At 48.2% G+C, this 15,897-nt stretch carries 17 protein-coding genes and 1 pseudogene; 9 read left to right on the top strand and 9 right to left on the bottom strand.

Annotated elements, in window-relative coordinates; all coding sequences use genetic code 11:
• Positions 1-50: 50 nt before the first annotated feature.
• Genes LBCZ_RS12765 through LBCZ_RS12755 form a run of 3 tightly spaced genes read left to right on the top strand, consistent with a single transcriptional unit; the run spans position 51 to position 3,249 of the window.
• The gene (locus tag LBCZ_RS12765) at positions 51-1,427 is read left to right on the top strand and encodes a PTS galactitol transporter subunit IIC (protein ID WP_039639887.1); all 1,377 of its coding nucleotides are present in this window, start codon (positions 51-53) and stop codon (positions 1,425-1,427) included.
• A gap of 43 nt (positions 1,428-1,470) precedes the next feature.
• Complete coding sequence (gene dgoD, locus LBCZ_RS12760) at positions 1,471-2,616, top strand: galactonate dehydratase (protein ID WP_025013330.1); 1,146 nt, start codon at positions 1,471-1,473, stop codon at positions 2,614-2,616.
• A 33-nt stretch (positions 2,617-2,649) separates the two neighbouring features.
• Positions 2,650-3,249 (top strand): hypothetical protein, encoded by a 600-nt coding sequence (locus tag LBCZ_RS12755; protein ID WP_025013331.1) that lies wholly within the window; start codon positions 2,650-2,652, stop codon positions 3,247-3,249.
• A 96-nt stretch (positions 3,250-3,345) separates the two neighbouring features.
• Here LBCZ_RS12755 and LBCZ_RS12750 read toward each other — a convergent pair whose 3' ends face one another.
• The 5 genes and pseudogenes from LBCZ_RS12750 to LBCZ_RS12730 form a co-directional block, all read right to left on the bottom strand.
• Positions 3,346-3,870: a hypothetical protein gene (locus LBCZ_RS12750; RefSeq protein ID WP_025013332.1), complete on the bottom strand. Its 525-nt coding sequence runs from the start codon at positions 3,868-3,870 to the stop codon at positions 3,346-3,348.
• A complete protein-coding gene (locus LBCZ_RS12745; RefSeq protein ID WP_025013333.1) occupies positions 3,860-4,495 on the bottom strand; it encodes an ATP-binding cassette domain-containing protein in 636 nt (211 codons plus the stop codon). The genes LBCZ_RS12750 and LBCZ_RS12745 overlap by 11 nt, the downstream gene beginning before the upstream one ends.
• Positions 4,492-5,226: an LPXTG cell wall anchor domain-containing protein gene (locus tag LBCZ_RS12740; RefSeq protein WP_080769625.1), complete on the bottom strand. Its 735-nt coding sequence runs from the start codon at positions 5,224-5,226 to the stop codon at positions 4,492-4,494. Before LBCZ_RS12740 ends, LBCZ_RS12745 begins: the two co-directional genes overlap by 4 nt.
• Positions 5,226-5,906 carry a hypothetical protein gene (locus tag LBCZ_RS12735; protein WP_025013335.1) on the bottom strand — a complete coding sequence of 227 codons (681 nt, stop codon included), beginning with the start codon at positions 5,904-5,906 and terminating at the stop codon, positions 5,226-5,228. The genes LBCZ_RS12740 and LBCZ_RS12735 overlap by 1 nt, the downstream gene beginning before the upstream one ends.
• Positions 5,896-6,680 (bottom strand): annotated as a pseudogene (locus LBCZ_RS12730) (hypothetical protein). Before LBCZ_RS12730 ends, LBCZ_RS12735 begins: the two are co-directional and overlap by 11 nt.
• Before the next feature lie 271 nt (positions 6,681-6,951).
• Between LBCZ_RS12730 and LBCZ_RS12725 the strand changes: the two are divergent.
• Complete coding sequence (locus LBCZ_RS12725) at positions 6,952-7,818, top strand: helix-turn-helix domain-containing protein (RefSeq protein ID WP_025013336.1); 867 nt, start codon at positions 6,952-6,954, stop codon at positions 7,816-7,818.
• Positions 7,819-8,030: 212 nt separating this feature from the next.
• On the opposite strand, the gene LBCZ_RS16455 is transcribed toward LBCZ_RS12725, so the two are convergent.
• The 4 genes from LBCZ_RS16455 to LBCZ_RS12705 all read right to left on the bottom strand — a co-directional run bounded on the left by LBCZ_RS16455 (position 8,031) and on the right by LBCZ_RS12705 (position 10,166).
• A complete protein-coding gene (locus tag LBCZ_RS16455) occupies positions 8,031-8,330 on the bottom strand; it encodes a CPBP family intramembrane glutamic endopeptidase (RefSeq protein ID WP_225421694.1) in 300 nt (99 codons plus the stop codon).
• A 113-nt stretch (positions 8,331-8,443) separates the two neighbouring features.
• Positions 8,444-9,364 (bottom strand): IS30 family transposase, encoded by a 921-nt coding sequence (locus LBCZ_RS12715; protein ID WP_003574021.1) that lies wholly within the window; start codon positions 9,362-9,364, stop codon positions 8,444-8,446.
• Between the two features lie 105 nt (positions 9,365-9,469).
• Positions 9,470-9,763, bottom strand: coding sequence for a hypothetical protein (locus tag LBCZ_RS12710; protein ID WP_191978683.1), 294 nt, complete (start codon positions 9,761-9,763; stop codon positions 9,470-9,472).
• 124 nt (positions 9,764-9,887) lie between these two features.
• Positions 9,888-10,166 (bottom strand): hypothetical protein, encoded by a 279-nt coding sequence (locus LBCZ_RS12705; protein WP_052253396.1) that lies wholly within the window; start codon positions 10,164-10,166, stop codon positions 9,888-9,890.
• A 568-nt stretch (positions 10,167-10,734) separates the two neighbouring features.
• Here LBCZ_RS12705 and LBCZ_RS12700 point away from each other — a divergent pair.
• Genes LBCZ_RS12700 through LBCZ_RS12685 form a run of 5 tightly spaced genes read left to right on the top strand, consistent with a single transcriptional unit; the run spans position 10,735 to position 15,866 of the window.
• A complete protein-coding gene (locus LBCZ_RS12700; protein ID WP_025013452.1) occupies positions 10,735-12,522 on the top strand; it encodes an L-fucose isomerase in 1,788 nt (595 codons plus the stop codon).
• Between the two features lie 20 nt (positions 12,523-12,542).
• The gene (locus LBCZ_RS16450; RefSeq protein WP_225421696.1) at positions 12,543-13,529 is read left to right on the top strand and encodes a rhamnulokinase; all 987 of its coding nucleotides are present in this window, start codon (positions 12,543-12,545) and stop codon (positions 13,527-13,529) included.
• Positions 13,490-14,071: an FGGY-family carbohydrate kinase gene (locus LBCZ_RS16445; RefSeq protein ID WP_225421695.1), complete on the top strand. Its 582-nt coding sequence runs from the start codon at positions 13,490-13,492 to the stop codon at positions 14,069-14,071. The genes LBCZ_RS16450 and LBCZ_RS16445 overlap by 40 nt, the downstream gene beginning before the upstream one ends.
• Before the next feature lies 1 nt (position 14,072).
• Positions 14,073-15,416, top strand: coding sequence for a sugar porter family MFS transporter (locus LBCZ_RS12690; RefSeq protein WP_025013464.1), 1,344 nt, complete (start codon positions 14,073-14,075; stop codon positions 15,414-15,416).
• A gap of 12 nt (positions 15,417-15,428) precedes the next feature.
• Positions 15,429-15,866, top strand: a complete 438-nt coding sequence (locus LBCZ_RS12685; protein ID WP_025013453.1) for an RbsD/FucU family protein — start codon at positions 15,429-15,431, stop codon at positions 15,864-15,866.
• Positions 15,867-15,897 lie beyond the last annotated feature (31 nt).

Below are 15,897 nucleotides of genomic sequence, written 5' to 3'. Positions count from 1 at the left end.
TGCGTCAACAAGGTCAGGCTCCCCTGACGGAATTGGAGGGAAAACGTTTTATGAATATCGTAATGGACGTCTTTAACTGGTTGATTGCCGCCGGTCCAACGGTGTTACTGCCAGTTATCATCACGATTATCGGCATGATTTTTGGCCTGCGCATCGACAAAGCGTTTAAATCCGGGCTGACGTTGGGAATTGGTTTTGCCGGGATCAAATTGATTCTGGACTTCATGACTACCAATGTCGGACCGGCTGCCAAAGCCATGGTTGAGCGAACCGGTGCCCATCTGATCGCACTTGATGTCGGCTGGGGCTCCATTGCCGCTGTGACTTGGGCATCACCGATTATCGCGATTCTGATTTTTGCTATTTTGGCCGTCAACATTGTGCTTTTGATTATCAAGCGCACGCATACGCTTGACGTGGATATTTGGAACTATCACCACATGGCCATTGTCGGCGTCATGGTTTACTTCGTCACGAAGAACATCGCACTTGGCGTAGGTTCATCGATTGTTATGGCGCTGGTCACCTTCAAGCTGGCCGACTGGTCACAGCCGATGACCGAAAAATTTTTCGGCATGCCTGGGGTATCCTTGCCAACTGTCTCGGCGCTGTCGTCATTGGTGATTGCTTGGCCGTTGAATTGGTTGCTGGATCGCATTCCGTTTATGCGGCGCAACAAGTTCTCCATTCGCGATGCCCAGAAGTATTTAGGCTTCTTCGGTGATTCGATGATCATGGGGCTGTTAATCGGGATGGCTATTGGCTTTTTCGCCGGTTATAACCTTATGAAGATTATGCAATTAGGTGTGTCAATGGCGGCGGTTTTGGTCCTGATTCCTAAAATGACGTCACTGTTCATGGAAGGCTTAATGCCAATTTCCGACTCCGCACAAAAATGGTCAGAAAAACGGTTCAAAGGCCGCAAGCTGTTTATCGGCTTGGACGCCGCCGTGGTTGTCGGGAATGCCGATGTTATCACGACCGCTTTGATCATCATTCCATTGACGATTTTGATGGCATTGGTCTTACCGGGCAACCAAGTCTTGCCATTTGCTGATTTGGCGGTTGTGCCATTCCGGGTGGCCTTGGTTGTGGCACTGACAAACGGCAATTTGCTGAAGAACATCATCATCGGCTTGGTCGTCACCGCTTCGCTTCTGTGGTGCGGGACTTCGACAGCGCCGGTTTTGACGGAAATTGCCAAATCAGTCGGCATTAAACTTGGTGCCAACTCGCTGTATATTTCATCATTTGCGGCTACTTCGATGATTCAAAGCTTTGCGGTTTACTTCGCTTTCACTTGGCATCCGTTGATTTCGATTCCGGTATTATTAATTATTTTCGCCGGTGTCTGGTACTTCTTTGACGGGATCAAACATGTCAATGCGGCGATGGATGCCCAGAACCAGAAAAGTGCCCAAGCTTAATCGTTAACGTCGTTGAAACTGTTTTGAAGGGAGCATTTTTGAATTGAAACTTTCAGATATTAAAGTTTACAAAGTTAAGCCACGATGGATTTTTGTTAAATTGTCAACCGATGAAGGCATTACGGGCTGGGGTGAAATGATCTCCGGGACCAAAACGGAAACCGTTGTCGCTGGCGCCTATGAAATGGGGAAAAAGTTAATCGGCCGCGATCCGTTCGAGATTGAACGGCTGTGGCAGGAGATGCACCGCTCCTTCTTCCGCGGCGGTCCGATTAACGGCACCATTATTTCCGGTCTGGAGATGGCGCTTTGGGATATCAAAGGCAAAGCGCTTAATCTACCGGTGTACGAACTACTTGGCGGGGCAGCGCGTGATCGCATTCGGGTGTACTCCTGGATCGGCGGCGATCGCCCGTCCGATGTTGCCGAACAGGCGCAAGCGCGGGTCGACAAAGGCTTCACCGCGATTAAAATGAATGCCACCTCAGAACTGCACTATATTGATTCCTACAACAAGGTGCAGGCCGTTGTTGATCGCGTTGCTTCCATCCGTGATCAGGTCGGCGACAAGCTGGAAATCGGCATTGACTTCCACGGACGGGTTCACCGGCCAATGGCAAAAGTACTGGCGCATGCGCTGGAACCATATCATCCGATGTTTCTGGAAGAAGTCGTGTTACCGGAAAACTGGGATTCATTTGATGACATTGCTCGCGAGGTTTCCATTCCGCTGGCAACCGGCGAACGGCTTTACACGCGCTGGGACTTCAAGAATTTATTCCGTCAAGGGGCCATTGATATCGTGCAGCCGGATGTAGCGCTGTGTGGCGGTATTTTGGAAACCCGCAAAATTGCGGCTATGGCTGAAGCCTTTGACATGGGCGTTGCCCCGCATGCACCGTATGGACCGGTATCACTCGCAGCAACCCTGCAAGTTGACGCCTGCACGCCAAATGTGTTTATTCAGGAACAAAGCCTGGGCATTCACTACAATCAAGGCTTTGACCTGCTCGACTTTGTGAAAAATAAAGAAATTTTCCAATACAAAGACAGTTATGTTCAACTACCAAAAGGCCCGGGTCTCGGTATTGATATGGACGAAGACAAGATTAAAGAAGTTGCCCAGGAAGGCTTGGTATGGAACAACCCATCTTGGAAGAACTATGACGGCACAATTGCCGAATGGTAAAAGTCGCGGATTGAAAGCTAGGGGGCAAGTGAGATGACAGATGTAACAGCAACGGCACTCTTGTTAGGCGGATTGCTTTATCTCGAGTGGCAGCAGCAACGACAGCTGCAAATCAAAACCAAGTCCTCTTGGCTTAAAGTCGTGGTCGCCATCGTTGCAGCACTATTAATCATTGCGTTGTTCTGGTCGGCAAACACCATCAGCAACCTCCGTCTCGTGATTCTGGCGATTCTGGTGGCCAGCGTCGGGCTGTATTGCCAAGGGTTAGGCAAAACCAAAGTGATCACGTATGGCTCGGTCGCGCATGCAAGTGACTACCGGCGCTATGATCGGGTTATCACTGAAACCATCAAGCAAGGTACCATGGTCACCTTTTGGTCTAAAAAAGGCGGCAGCTACTCCTTGATGTTTGATCACCCCGAGGCCGATATCCGCCAGTTCTTCAAGGAAAACCTGCCGCAAAACGTTGCGCTGTTAACTGCAGAAGAATGGGCCACGTTGGAAAACCGTGACGCTCAAGATGATCGCCAGCGTCAGGCAGACATGTTGGCCGCGATCCGTAATCGGCCACAGCGAAACCGACTGCCGTGGCAGGAACGGGAGCGGCGGTCTGAGGTAACGCGTAAAGGTTGAATAAACAAAGAAAGTCCCGAGCGATCGGGGCTTTTTGTGTATTGCGATGAGGATTGTTGGATAGTATGAGAATCGATTCGCAGAAGTAAGCTCAAATTATTCTAGCAACAGCGAATATTTCACATAATGATTCGACACCGGCACTAAAAAACTGAATCTCATCTTCTGATTGCGTAACGCATAATTTGCTTGCGTTGTCATGAAATGCAGCGTGATGGGTTGCTTAGCAGCTAAAAGGTGCTTGGTTTTGTGAATGCGCTGGTTGTCTTTATCCGTGACATCAGCCGTTGCAGTGCTGATGCTATAGGGGATGTTCAGCCACATGTTTTCCAAAAAATTGGGGTTATTTTTCTTATACCCATAATCGGCCGGGCCGGTTTGTTTGATTGTCAGTTCAACCGGTACCAAGATTTGGTCTTTGCTTCTTGAGACATGGGCGCTGCGAATCATGAAGTCGACATTCTTGGCATGAATGAGTTGATTTTGTTGAATGAAGACTTCTTTGGTGACGCCGAGTGACTTGGGGTTTGCATTGACTTCGTGGTAACGGAAAATACCGATCGACATCACTATGATTAGGATCAGAAAAATAATCAGCCAAAGTTTATGTTTAGTGCGCATCACTGATCGTCCCTTCCTTCACCAATAGCTTTTGCGTCGCCACCTCCTCCACAAAATCGTGGTCGTGCGAGGCGATGATGAAAGTGGCGCCTTTGGCATGATAATCTTGAATGAGTTGGACCAACTTGCCGATAGCGTCATGATCTAACGCATTGGTGGGCTCGTCCAAGACGATCAGTGGATAGCCGCCTAAAAACGCCTCTGCAATGCCCAGCTTCTGCTTCATGCCTAGAGAAAACTTGCGAACTTTTTGCTTGGGAAATCTTGTGAGGTCAAAATAAGTCAACAGTTCCTGAATTTGCGATGACTGGATATTAGGGTCCAGTCTAGCCAGCAGTTCCAGATTTTTAGCTGCTGTAAAGTCCTCGATCAAGCTTGGGTTTTCGATTAAAATACCGGCTTTGATCGGGTAAGCATCTTGCGTCCGCACGATTTTACCGGCGACTGTTACATTGCCAGTGACGGCGATGAGCCCCAGCAACGCTTTTAAAATCAACGTTTTTCCAGAGCCGTTGATGCCTTCAAGTGTTGCGATGTTGCCGCGGTCAATTTTGGCATTGACTTGGTGCAAGAGTTGCCGACGCTTGATGACTTTAGCTACCTGATGTAATTCGATAAATGTCATGAAGTCCTCCTCAAGCTAACTTTGATGTTGCGGTCAATGATGACGTAACCCAGCGTCATTGCGATGGCGATGCCGAGCCAAATTAGGATAGCGTTCCAAGTTCCTGTGGTTGGGAGTCGGCTGAGCATCAAGAAACTGAATGGGTTAAACCGATTTTCTGTATAGGCTGTCGCGATTAAGATGGTGGCAGGAACGATCAAGGCAAGTGGCGGATTGAATCGATTGCCAATGGTTTGAATCAACAGGAGCGTGAAAACGCCTAGCCAAGTAAGGCAAAGAAGTTCGCTGAAGGTCCCTGGAGTGGTGGAAAGCCCCGCTCGCGATGTGGCGATTGAGGCTAGGAACGTTGAGGTCATTGTCGACGCACAATAGATCGTTGTGATGAAACCCAGCAATAGCAAATTGACATTGGCAAACTGCCGCGGAGGTATTTGTAATCCACGCAGGTGCATCGTGCGTGCCTGCCACAGCTGTTTGAAGCTGTTGAGCGAAATTAAAAGCGGGGCAAAGAAATAAACAAACCACAAGATCGGCAAGACAACATGATGGGTTTCAACCATGGCGTAACTGGTACCATCAAAAAACAGGTTGATGACGGATGTGTGGGGATTGCCAGCGATTTGGAAAGTGAGAATGATGATGGCGAGGTTCATAAAGATTAGCCAGAAAAGCAAACGAATCCGAATGATGTGCCAGTAAAAGAGAAAGTGATTTTGGAACAGTCGCCACACTATAGATCCCTCCTCCCGATAATCTGCGTCATAATCGCAACGAACACTAAAATAGCGCCTAACATGACGGTTTCTTTGCCAATCAAGATGATGTTTGTATCTGCACTGCCAAAGTCGAAGAGCAAAGAAGGTATATGGGCGGTGGCAAGGTAAAAAGATAACGCGCTGATGGAAAAGCTAATGAGAAATGCGATTAGCTTGCTTTTGGCGGCAAAGGTGAGTGTGATCGCAATCATTCCCAGTAAAAAACACGCTGTCCACAAACAAACTGCGCGTACCAAAATTGTGAACCAGGTTGCCGCTAAAAAATAAAAGTGGTGGTTGATGGTAATTGTCAAAAAGGTGCCAACAGTCCAAACGCCAGCCATGATGATGGTGATTAAGCAAAGCCGATAAAGTACTTGAAGAACGACCACTTTTCGCGATTGATAAATCAGAATATCTTGCGAACGAATCTGAGTGGTGGCAAGTAATGCGAGCAGGTAAGTCGGAATCAGTCCGCAAAAGATTAAGTAGCGAGGGAAAATAATTACGATCAGATTTTCCGGTGACATGAGTTCTTGTTTTAAGCTGTTGCCGCCGATTAAACTGATGATGAGCGTGATCACCGCACAGACGACATAAATTTTGAGAAATGCATGCGTGAGTAGATTCTGTTGACGGATGACATTACGGTACAAGATGCTTCACCCCGATTTGGGAAAAGACAATGCAATAGATCAGCATCAGCAAAGTGACGATGCCAGTGACCGCGAGATTGACATTGGCCGTGGGTGACATTTCATGGAGAAAGTCAGCTGGTGAATAACTGACAGAATTAGGTAATTTGATGAAGCTATTGAGCATCAGCACAACAATTTGCGCAACCAGTCCTAGGCTCATGACAACAAAGGCATTTTTGATCCAAATCGCCGTCACCGTCACAAAGACAGAAAACAGACCCGCCCAAGTGCTTGCAAAAAGGATGGAAATGGCAGCGTGCAATAATGGGTGGGCATAGTAAAGACTGACCAATATCGTGTTTTGGTTAATTAACAGGATGTTACTGTTCAACAGGTTGTCTGGTTTTATGTTGGGTAAAACGGTAAAGTAGAACGCAAAATTAAGCAACAATGCCAATGCAATGATGGCAAAACCGGTTAAAAAGGCAATGCCGATATAGGACCACATGACCTTTTGCAATGAGGATTGCAATTTAACCTTTGCAAATAAGACAGAATCAACATCGTTTTTAACAAGGCTCCGGCGGGGATGCTGGCGATCAAAGGCAGCAAAATAAAAAAGATAACTGGTAAAAAACTGAAAGGGTCAATCGACAGCCAACGGGTATAGGGAGAGCTGCCGACCGGGATCGGTTTTAGCAGTTGAACCATTTGTAACCCACAGATCGATAAAGCAATGACACCGGCTAAAGCAACTCGTTTCTTCGGTAAACGCAGCCATAAAAACGCCAATGTATAAACACCTCGTTAGAAGCAAACAACGCTCGGCCGAACATTTTGATGAGATCTTGTCCGAGTGCCATTTGCCTAGGTTTTAGATTCACTTGTCGCGGTCTTTCTGCTCGCAAATTTCTTCATTGAAGCGTACGTTTATTGTGAAACGGGTAAATTTTCACTTATCATCAACACGTCCGCGATGCTAAAAGCATACGATGGGACATTGACGATGACAATTTTTTTGGAGCTTCACTTGCATATATGAAAATCTGAAGAGGTGAATGCCGTGACAGATACATTTGCAAATTTTGGGTTGTTGCTGGCATCTATGCGCAAACGGCGACAGCTGCGGATGGCGGACATTGCCGGCAGCACCAGTTTGAGCACGATTTCGCGATTTGAACGAGGCAGTCAGACGATTTCGATTGAGCTTGCCAGCGACTTGTTCCGGCGCGTTCATGCTTCATTGCCGGAAACTGCCGAACTCGTGGATGGCTCAACCGAAATTCCCGAGATGTGGCAAACATTAGCTGAGGCTGCGCTTACCGAAGACACGCGTGAATTAGACAAGACAATTGATGCGTTTGAAGGAAAGCCAGACACTATCAATGCAATGATTGTCACTGGTCTCAAAACTTATCGCAGCATGTTCAAACACGAAAAGTTGGATCGCGGTCACGCAATTGCGCCGGTAATTCACTATTTGCTTGGCAATGGCCGCTGGTTTTTGTTGGAGTTCCAACTGTTTGCGGCTTCAATTTACTTAGCCAATCCGGAAGATAGCAGGCATTGTCTGATCAGAGCCATTCATGAAATCGAACACGCCCATGCCCATATTTTTCTGGAACCATTCACCAGCGGCCTGTTCTACGCGGCAGTTGCAGCCATTGAAAAGCATGACGTACCAACGGCAAACATCTTGTTAGGTAACTTGCGCGGACTGGTTGCCACCGCCGACACGATTTTCCTCAAATATCGCATCAGGATGATAGAGGCAGCATTGCGGTATTCACTCCGCAACGAACCGCACGAGTATCAGCATATTGTGGAGATGCTCACCTTTCTACATACCATCGGCGCCGACAACTATTGTGTGGCCGATCGCCATTGGTTGCGAGAGATGGGGATTGAGGTTCATTTGAGTTTTGATTAGTGGGTTGGAACATTGCCGGACAATGGGGCTGTCAAACAAAGAGGCGCATGAATTTTCCGTTTTGAAAATTCATGCGCCTCTTTGTTTGACTCTGGCTTAAAGATTAGCACGTTGCGAGCGTCACAATTAACAAAATTGTTTAACAGACTCAATGCAAGGATTTAAAGGCCAGTTTGAAGTTCAGCCTAGTTTTAGTGTCTCTTAAGTGTCTCTTAAAGGAAAAATATGGCTAGCACTGCAACCATATTTATGACGGCATGCAGCGCAATCGAGTTTTGCAACTTACCACTTTTCCAATAGACAAATCCAAGTACGATTCCTGTGAAGGCGTACATCAAGAATCCAAAAATTGTGTTGCTTTCATGCCCGGATGAGAACAAAAGGGCACTTAGCATGATTTTAATCCAAGCTTGATTTGAATTGAAAAATAGGCTAAACACCATTCCTCGAAAAACCAACTCTTCGACGATTGGCGTTACGATCACCATGCTAATGATAAACAGACTAACCATCAGCTGGTGATGGTCGAACAAGGATCTTACGATGATTTGGTTATTTGGTGTTTGCGTTTGATTGCCTGTTATGTGGTTTAGATAAGTAAAAACCCTAGATTGCAATAATAAAGTTACCACCTAGAAAGAGGCTTGCTCACTGCTTGAACTGGGGTTTGCCAACGGAGACATTTTCTAGGTTTGTTATTGATAAGCGCTGTGGCTTGTTGAATATCGGTCTCTGAAACCTGATCAAACTGTGTTCCCTTCGGGAAATAGTAGCGAAGTTCTCGATTGAACCGTTCATTTGTGCCCCGTTCATTCGGGTGATAGGCGTGGCAAAAGTAAACCGGTATCCGATAGCGCTTTGTAAGCGCCTGATCGCAGGAAAACTCTTTACCGTGATCAACCGTCACTGATCGAACCGGACCCGGAAAGTCCACCATCAGTCTTGCAAATCCCTTGAGAACAGCATTTTGTGATAAGTTTTCAAGCTTAGTTGTCGCCATTAAACGTGTCACTCGATCGACAATGGTCAAAACAGCAGCCTTTGACCCGCGACCACCGCGAACTGTATCCATCTCTAAATGTCCTTTTTCGGTTCGCCGATTAGCTGACTCACTGCGAATCTCAATTGAGGTGCCTACTGCTTGGTTATAGCGCGACCGAAGGTCTTGTCTTCTTTTATGACGTTTACCGTGATCAAAGAGTTGGCTTGGCTGAAAATCGACTTGTCTTTGATAAATCCAGTGGTAAATCGTGTGTGGCGCACAGTGAACGGCATAACCGACCATTTCAGGGGACCAACCCAGGTTTAGCTTCTCAGTTACCATCCGCTTCAACTTAGGCGTTAAAATCGAGTGCCGACCACAACGATGCCGACAAGTATCGGCATGATCCTGAGCTATAATGGCGCAGTAATCACCTTCAGGGCAACGGTGAAGCTCATGCCTAATAGAAATACGAGAGCGGCCTAAGGTCGCGGCGATGTATTGAATCGTGTGGTGTTGCATCAGTTCTATCTGAGATCGTTCAATTAAGGTTATAATGGCCATGGGACCTGTCCTTCTCTCTAGATGGTATGTTATGCAAACACCATTTTAGCAAGAACGGACAGGTCTTTTTTCACATTTTCTGGGTGGTAACTTTAATTATGCAATCTAGGAAACGGAATTACTCATCAGGACAACTGCATAGCCACCGAAAATATATTTAAGGTCGTGAAGACTGGCTTTTTGCAGAATGCCAGTACCTGTGTTTTTTCGGACGAATCTATACGCAGCGAAAATAACGACTGCCTCTGCGAAAACAAAAGCGTTCGTAAGTTCAACTAAAGCCAAGGTGCTTTTGCCATCAGCCATCAGCAATAAAAAGCACTGCGGGAGCGGCGACACGAAGTACATCAGTGCCATATAAGCGATTCTTTTGATCAAAGGATCTCTTTGAATCGTCACGGGTTATCACAGTCTCTCATAATTGTTTGTTTTCCAACGCATTAGCGCTTTTTGCTTTCATTTAGTGGCGTGCGGAAGGCACCAAACTCATCAGTAGCAAGCAACACAACTGCCTGTTACACTCTCACGAATCCAGATAACTGCTCAACGTCCCTAATGCTCCGCGATTGGTACCAAAAGGCAGGTTTTGATCATAGAGAACTTCAAAATCATCATAAAATTTACCTGCATCACGTGATAGACCAAAACGCATTGACTCTCTCTGTAAACTAACGAGCGTCTGATGAAGAACCGCGACGTTGTATCTACCTTTTTCTATATCGGCTTTTGCCATGAGCCCGATTTTTCGCTCACGGTCTTTGATATCGGGATCGAGGACAAAATCGTATAGCTTGTTTAGCATATCTTCGTTTATTTGAGCGTTCTTTTGATGTTTCAATATGTCTACCACCTTTGACAATATAGCTTCGACGTTGGCGACCATCTGTATCTGCAATGTTAACAACAGTTATGATACCACTAAAAAAGAATTGGTTTATTCTTCACGTATATTTTCCTGCTGGTAAGTGTTGCTTAACTAGCATCCTACTAACACTCAGAAGAATTTATATTAAATAATTTATTTTGAAGTGCTACAAACATTCCTGATACTATCAGCAAATTCACATCAAGAAATCGCCTGTATAAGATACAGTGAAGTGCCATCAGTTTTACAAGCATGAACACCCCAGCAGCACGCTTCTGATTGAGTCACCCCCCCAACCATTTTCTTTTGGTATACCCACCCTAGCGAAGAAAAGTTCACAAGCTTGATGAACTATGACGAAAATTGGCGCTTTTTTTGACGAAGTTTCAATCATTTTGCCAACCCTTGGCGCGTGGAATGAAAGCGCTTATCATAAAAGCCGTAGTCAGCTGATGAAATTAACGAGATGGTAACTAGACAAGCAGCACATGTGGAGGCAAAACAAATGACAAACATGACATTCCCGAAGATTGGTATTCGTCCGACGATTGATGGTCGGCGGCGTGGCATTCGTGAATCATTGGAAGATCAGACGATGAAGATGGCGCATTCGGTGGCGGATCTTTTGGCGGCGACGCTTAAATATCCGGATGGCTCGCCGGTGCAGACGGTGATTTCCGACACGACCATTGGCGGCGTTAAAGAAGCCGCAATGTCGAAAGAAAAATTCGATCGCGCCGGAGTTTGTGGCACGATTACGGTGACCCCATGCTGGTGCTACGGCAGCGAAACGATGGATATGTCACCGGACCTGCCGCACGCGATTTGGGGCTTCAATGGTACCGAGCGTCCCGGCGCCGTTTATCTGGCGGCCGTGTTAGCGGCGCATGCTCAGAAAGGGATTCCGGCGTTCGGCATTTATGGTCATGATGTGCAAGACGCCGACGATACCAGCATTCCTGACGATGTCAAAACCAAACTGATTCGGTTTGCCAAAGGTGCGCTGGCGACCGGCATCATGCGCAACAAGAGTTACCTGTCGATCGGTAGTGTTGCGATGGGAATTGCCGGCTCGACCGTTGACCCTGATTTCTTCCAGGAATACTTAGGCATGCGTAACGAATATGTGGACATGACGGAAATTGTTCGCCGCTGGGACGAAGGCATTTATGATAAGGAAGAATTCGAAAAGGCCTTGGCCTGGGCCGAAAAGAATACCCCGATTGGCCCAGACATTTACAACGAAGACGATCCGAACAAATTTACTGACGAACAAAAACATGAGCAACTTGTTGCCTGTGTAAAAATGACCATGATTGCTCGTGACCTCATGGATGGCAATAAGAAACTTGCCGACATGGGCTTCAAGGAAGAAGCAGAAGGGCACAACGTGATTGCGGCCGGCTTCCAAGGGCAACGGCAGTGGACGGATCATTTTCCTAATGGCGACTACATGGAAGCCTTCATGAATTCCCAGTATGACTGGAATGGCATTCATCAGCCGCATGTTTTTGCGACCGAAAACGATTCGTTGAATGCGACATCCATGTTGTTCAACTACCTGTTGACCAATACGCCGCAGATTTTTGCCGATGTGCGGACGTACTGGAGCCCTGAAGCCGTTGAGCGTGTCACTGGCACCAAACTTGAAGGATTAGCCAAGAATGGATTCTTGCATCTTTCTAACTCCGGTGCCCAAACGCTTGATGCAACCGGTCAGGAGACAATTGACGGCCAGCCGGCGATCAAGCCGTTCTATGACTTGAGCGAAGAAGAAGCGCAGGCCAATCTTGACCACACTCGCTGGATTCCAGCGAACATTGGCTACTTCCGTGGCAGTGGCTTTTCATCTAACTATGTCACCCGCGGCGGTGAAAAGGGCATGCCAGTCACCATGGCCCGCCTGAATCTGGTCAAGGGTGTGGGTCCGGAATTACAAGTGGCAGAAGGCTATGCCGTTGATTTACCGGAAAATGTTTTCGACATCATTAACAAGCGGACCGATCCGGGTTGGCCATCAACGTTCTTTGTACCGATTTTAACCGGTCATGGTGCCTTTAAGTCGGTTTATGACGTGATGGACAACTGGGGAGCCAACCACGGGGCCATTAGCTATGGGCATATCGGTGCTGATTTGATTACCTTAGCTTCGATTTTGCGGATTCCGGTGAATATGCACAATGTTCCTGAAGCCGACATTTTTCGGCCGCGGGCATGGTCGTCACTAGGAACGGAGAATCTCGAAGCGGCAGACTTCAATGCCTGCAAGAACTTTGGTCCGTTATACAAATAGCTGGGAAATGAGTGATAACCATGGCAATAACAAATTTAATTGCCGTCGATCTGGGCGCGAGTTCCGGTCGCTTGATTTCCGGCCAGTTTGATGGTGACCAAATTCACTTAAAAGAGCAGTTTCGCTTTTCCAACCAGCCAGTGGCGGTGAATGGCCATCTGTACTGGGATTATCTGAAAATTTTCCAGGAAATCAAGTATGGCCTGGCCATTGCGCGGCGGGATCTTGGGCGGATCGACGGCATGAGTATTGATACTTGGGGCGTTGATTATGGCATCCTGAGTCAACGCGGTGAGCTGTTATTTGCCCCGCACAGTTACCGAGATTCGCGAACCGACGCCGTCAAAAAGGCATTTTATCAGCGCATGAGTCCGTGCAAGCTGTTTCTGGAAACCGGTAATCAGGCGGCCATGATCAACACCAATGTGCAGCTTTTTGCCGATGTGACCCGTTATCCATTTTTGCTGACGGAAGGCGCGGATGTGTTGATGATGCCGAATCTGATTGGGTATTTCTTCACCGGGGTCAAACAGACCGATTTTACGATTGCCAGCACAAGTGGTTTGCTTGATGTTGCCAATCGTGACTGGGATGAAGCGGTTTTGCACAAGCTAGGCATTCCGCGGAGCTGGTTTGGTCAGCTGGTGACAGGCGGCGCCGTGCTGGGACCATTGCGGCCGGAGATTCAGGCGGAGTTGCAGCTAAATGATGATATGCAGGTCATCAATGGTGTCGGGCATGATACCGCCGCGGCGGTGTTGGCGCTGCCGCTGACGTCGGAAGATTGGCAACAAACCGCGTTTATCAGTTGCGGTACCTGGTCCATCATCGGCCGCAAAACCGTCAAGCCGATCGTGTCGCTGGCGGCAGCCGATGCCGGCTTGACCAATGAGGGCTGCTTTGACGGTAGCAATCGCCTATTACAAAACGTGACCGGCTTGTGGATCGTGCAGGAGTTACAACGGGAATGGTCGATCAAGGCGAGATGGTTGATTTTGGCAAAATGACCGCAGAAGCGCAGGCGGCTGAATCCCTGCACAGCTACATTGACCCGAATCATCCGTTGTTCACCGGTCCGAGTCGGATGGAAGAAAAGATTGAAGCCTTCCTGCACCAAACCGGTCAGCCGTTGCCGCAAAGTCGCGGTCAGCTGATGCGTACCGTTTTGGAAAGTCTAGCCATGACGTATCGGCAAACCCTTTTCAACTTGGAACAGGCTGCGGAAAAACCGCTGACGAAGATTCATATGTTCGGCGGCGGGATCCAGAATCAGTTGTTAGTGCAGCTAACGGCGGATCTGACCCAAATGCCGGTCAGCGCTGGGCCGATCGAAGCCAGTGTGACTGGGAACATTGTGTCGCAGCTGCTGGTGCTGAAAAAATTAGCGCCGGAAGACGTGTCCGCAACCATGAAGCGGTCATACACCGTTGCGACGATCCAGCCGGAAGGCAGTGCGGATCTTGACGCGCACTTCAAGGTGTTTCAACAGATTGTCGAACGAGGCAAGGCAGTAGCGGCTGAGTTACCACCAAAAATGGAGGCGAAGTGATATGGGGACGACATCGAAGCAACCTGTCACCAAACCGGCAACGAAACCGATTGTGTACCTGTTTGCCATTCTGGGCGGTTTTGCCGGGCTGTTATATGGCTACGATTCAGGCGCCATTTCGCTGGCCTTGCCATCGATTACCACCGCATTCGGCTTAAATTCAGCAGAAAAAGGCCTAGTTGTTTCGTTTCTGCTGTTCGGCGCGTTGCCGTCTATCGTTGTTTTTACCGCGATGGAAAAGAAAATTGAACGACGTAATGTTTTAGTCCTCGGCGGGATCATTTTTATCGCCGGCAGTATTTTCAGCGCGTTATCAACGGATACGGTGATGTTGATGATTGCCCGCTTTGTCCTCGGGGTTGCGGCGGGGATCGCCAATATGTATGGCCTGATCTATCTTTCTGAATTGGCGCCAGCGCATATTCGCGGGTTAATGTCGTCGCTTTACCAATTGAGTGTCAATGTCGGGATTCTGGCGGCTTATGCTGTTGGTGCCTATAACCTGCCGACTGATAGTTGGCGGTGGACGCTGGGTCTCGGGGCAGTGCCAGCAGCGGTTTTTGCGATTGGCATGATGTTATCGCCGCAAAGTCCGCGTTGGTTGATTCGTGATCAGAAAGTTGACAAGGCGCGTAAGGTTTTAAAACGGGTGCGCGCCACTGACGATGAAGTCGAATCGGAAATTCAGGACATTCAAGACAGTTTGAAGTCCCAAGAAGCCGGGATGCGTGAGCTGTTTGGCGCCTTTAGACCGGCGATGTTGTTGCTGTTTACCTTGACCTTTTTCCAGGTGTTTACCGGTATCAACGCCGCGGTGTATTATGCACCCGAGATTTTCCACAACTTAGGGATGGCCAATGCCAGTATCATCGCCGATTTCGCAGTCGGTAGCGCCTTGGTGATTTCAACCTTGATGTCGCTGCCGTTTATTGATCGGTTGGGGCGGAAAAAGTTACTGGAAATCAGTCTCGCCGGTCAAGTGCCGCCTGCTATTGTGCTATGTCTGTGGTCTAACGATGCCACGATTGCGATCATTGCGATCTTCGTGTATGTCTTTGCTTTCGAGTTTGGATTAGGACCGGTCTTTTGGTCATATGTGCCGGAGATTCTTCCACTAAAAGCGCGGGCGTTGGGGATGGGCGTCATTACGTTTACGCAGTATCTGTTTAATGGCCTACTGTCGTTGATTTTCCCGATGATGCTGGAAGCGATGGGCATTAACGTCTTTTACATTTTTGCGGCGTTGTCGGCGCTGGCGGTGGTTTATATTCACCGGAACGTCTTGGAGACTAAGGGGCGGACGTTGGAAGATATCGAACATTATTGGGAAACGAAGCATGCGTGAGAGGGTGAAGTGATGCTGAAGCATATTCCAAAACAGTTGTCACCGGCGCTGGTTGAGGCGCTGATGGAGATGGGGCATGGCGACGAGATTTTGTTGGCGGATGCTAATTATCCGGCGCGAACGAATAATGCGCGGGTGATTCGGGCTGATGGGCTGACGATTCCGACGTTGTTGCAAGGCATTCTGACGCTGATGCCGCTGGATCCGTACGCGGATTATCAGGCGGTGGTGCAAGCGGTTGTGCCGGGTGACAAGAACGTCCCGGAAGGTGAGCCGCCGGTCTGGCACGACTATCGCGCCGAGCTCGCCAAGGCGTTTCCGGGCTTTCACCTGAAGTCGCTGGAGCGGTTTGATTTTTACGATCATTCCAAGCAGTGCTTTGCCATTGTGCAAACTGGTGAGCAGGCGCTGTACGGGAATTTGATTTTGAAAAAGGGTGTCATTGCATAGTGAGACTAAAAGTGTAGGCTGTGGATTGGTT

It is taken from the genome of Lacticaseibacillus casei DSM 20011 = JCM 1134 = ATCC 393 (assembly GCF_000829055.1).
GTDB lineage: Bacteria > Bacillota > Bacilli > Lactobacillales > Lactobacillaceae > Lacticaseibacillus > Lacticaseibacillus casei.
This window is presented reverse-complemented; position numbering and strand designations above follow the sequence as displayed.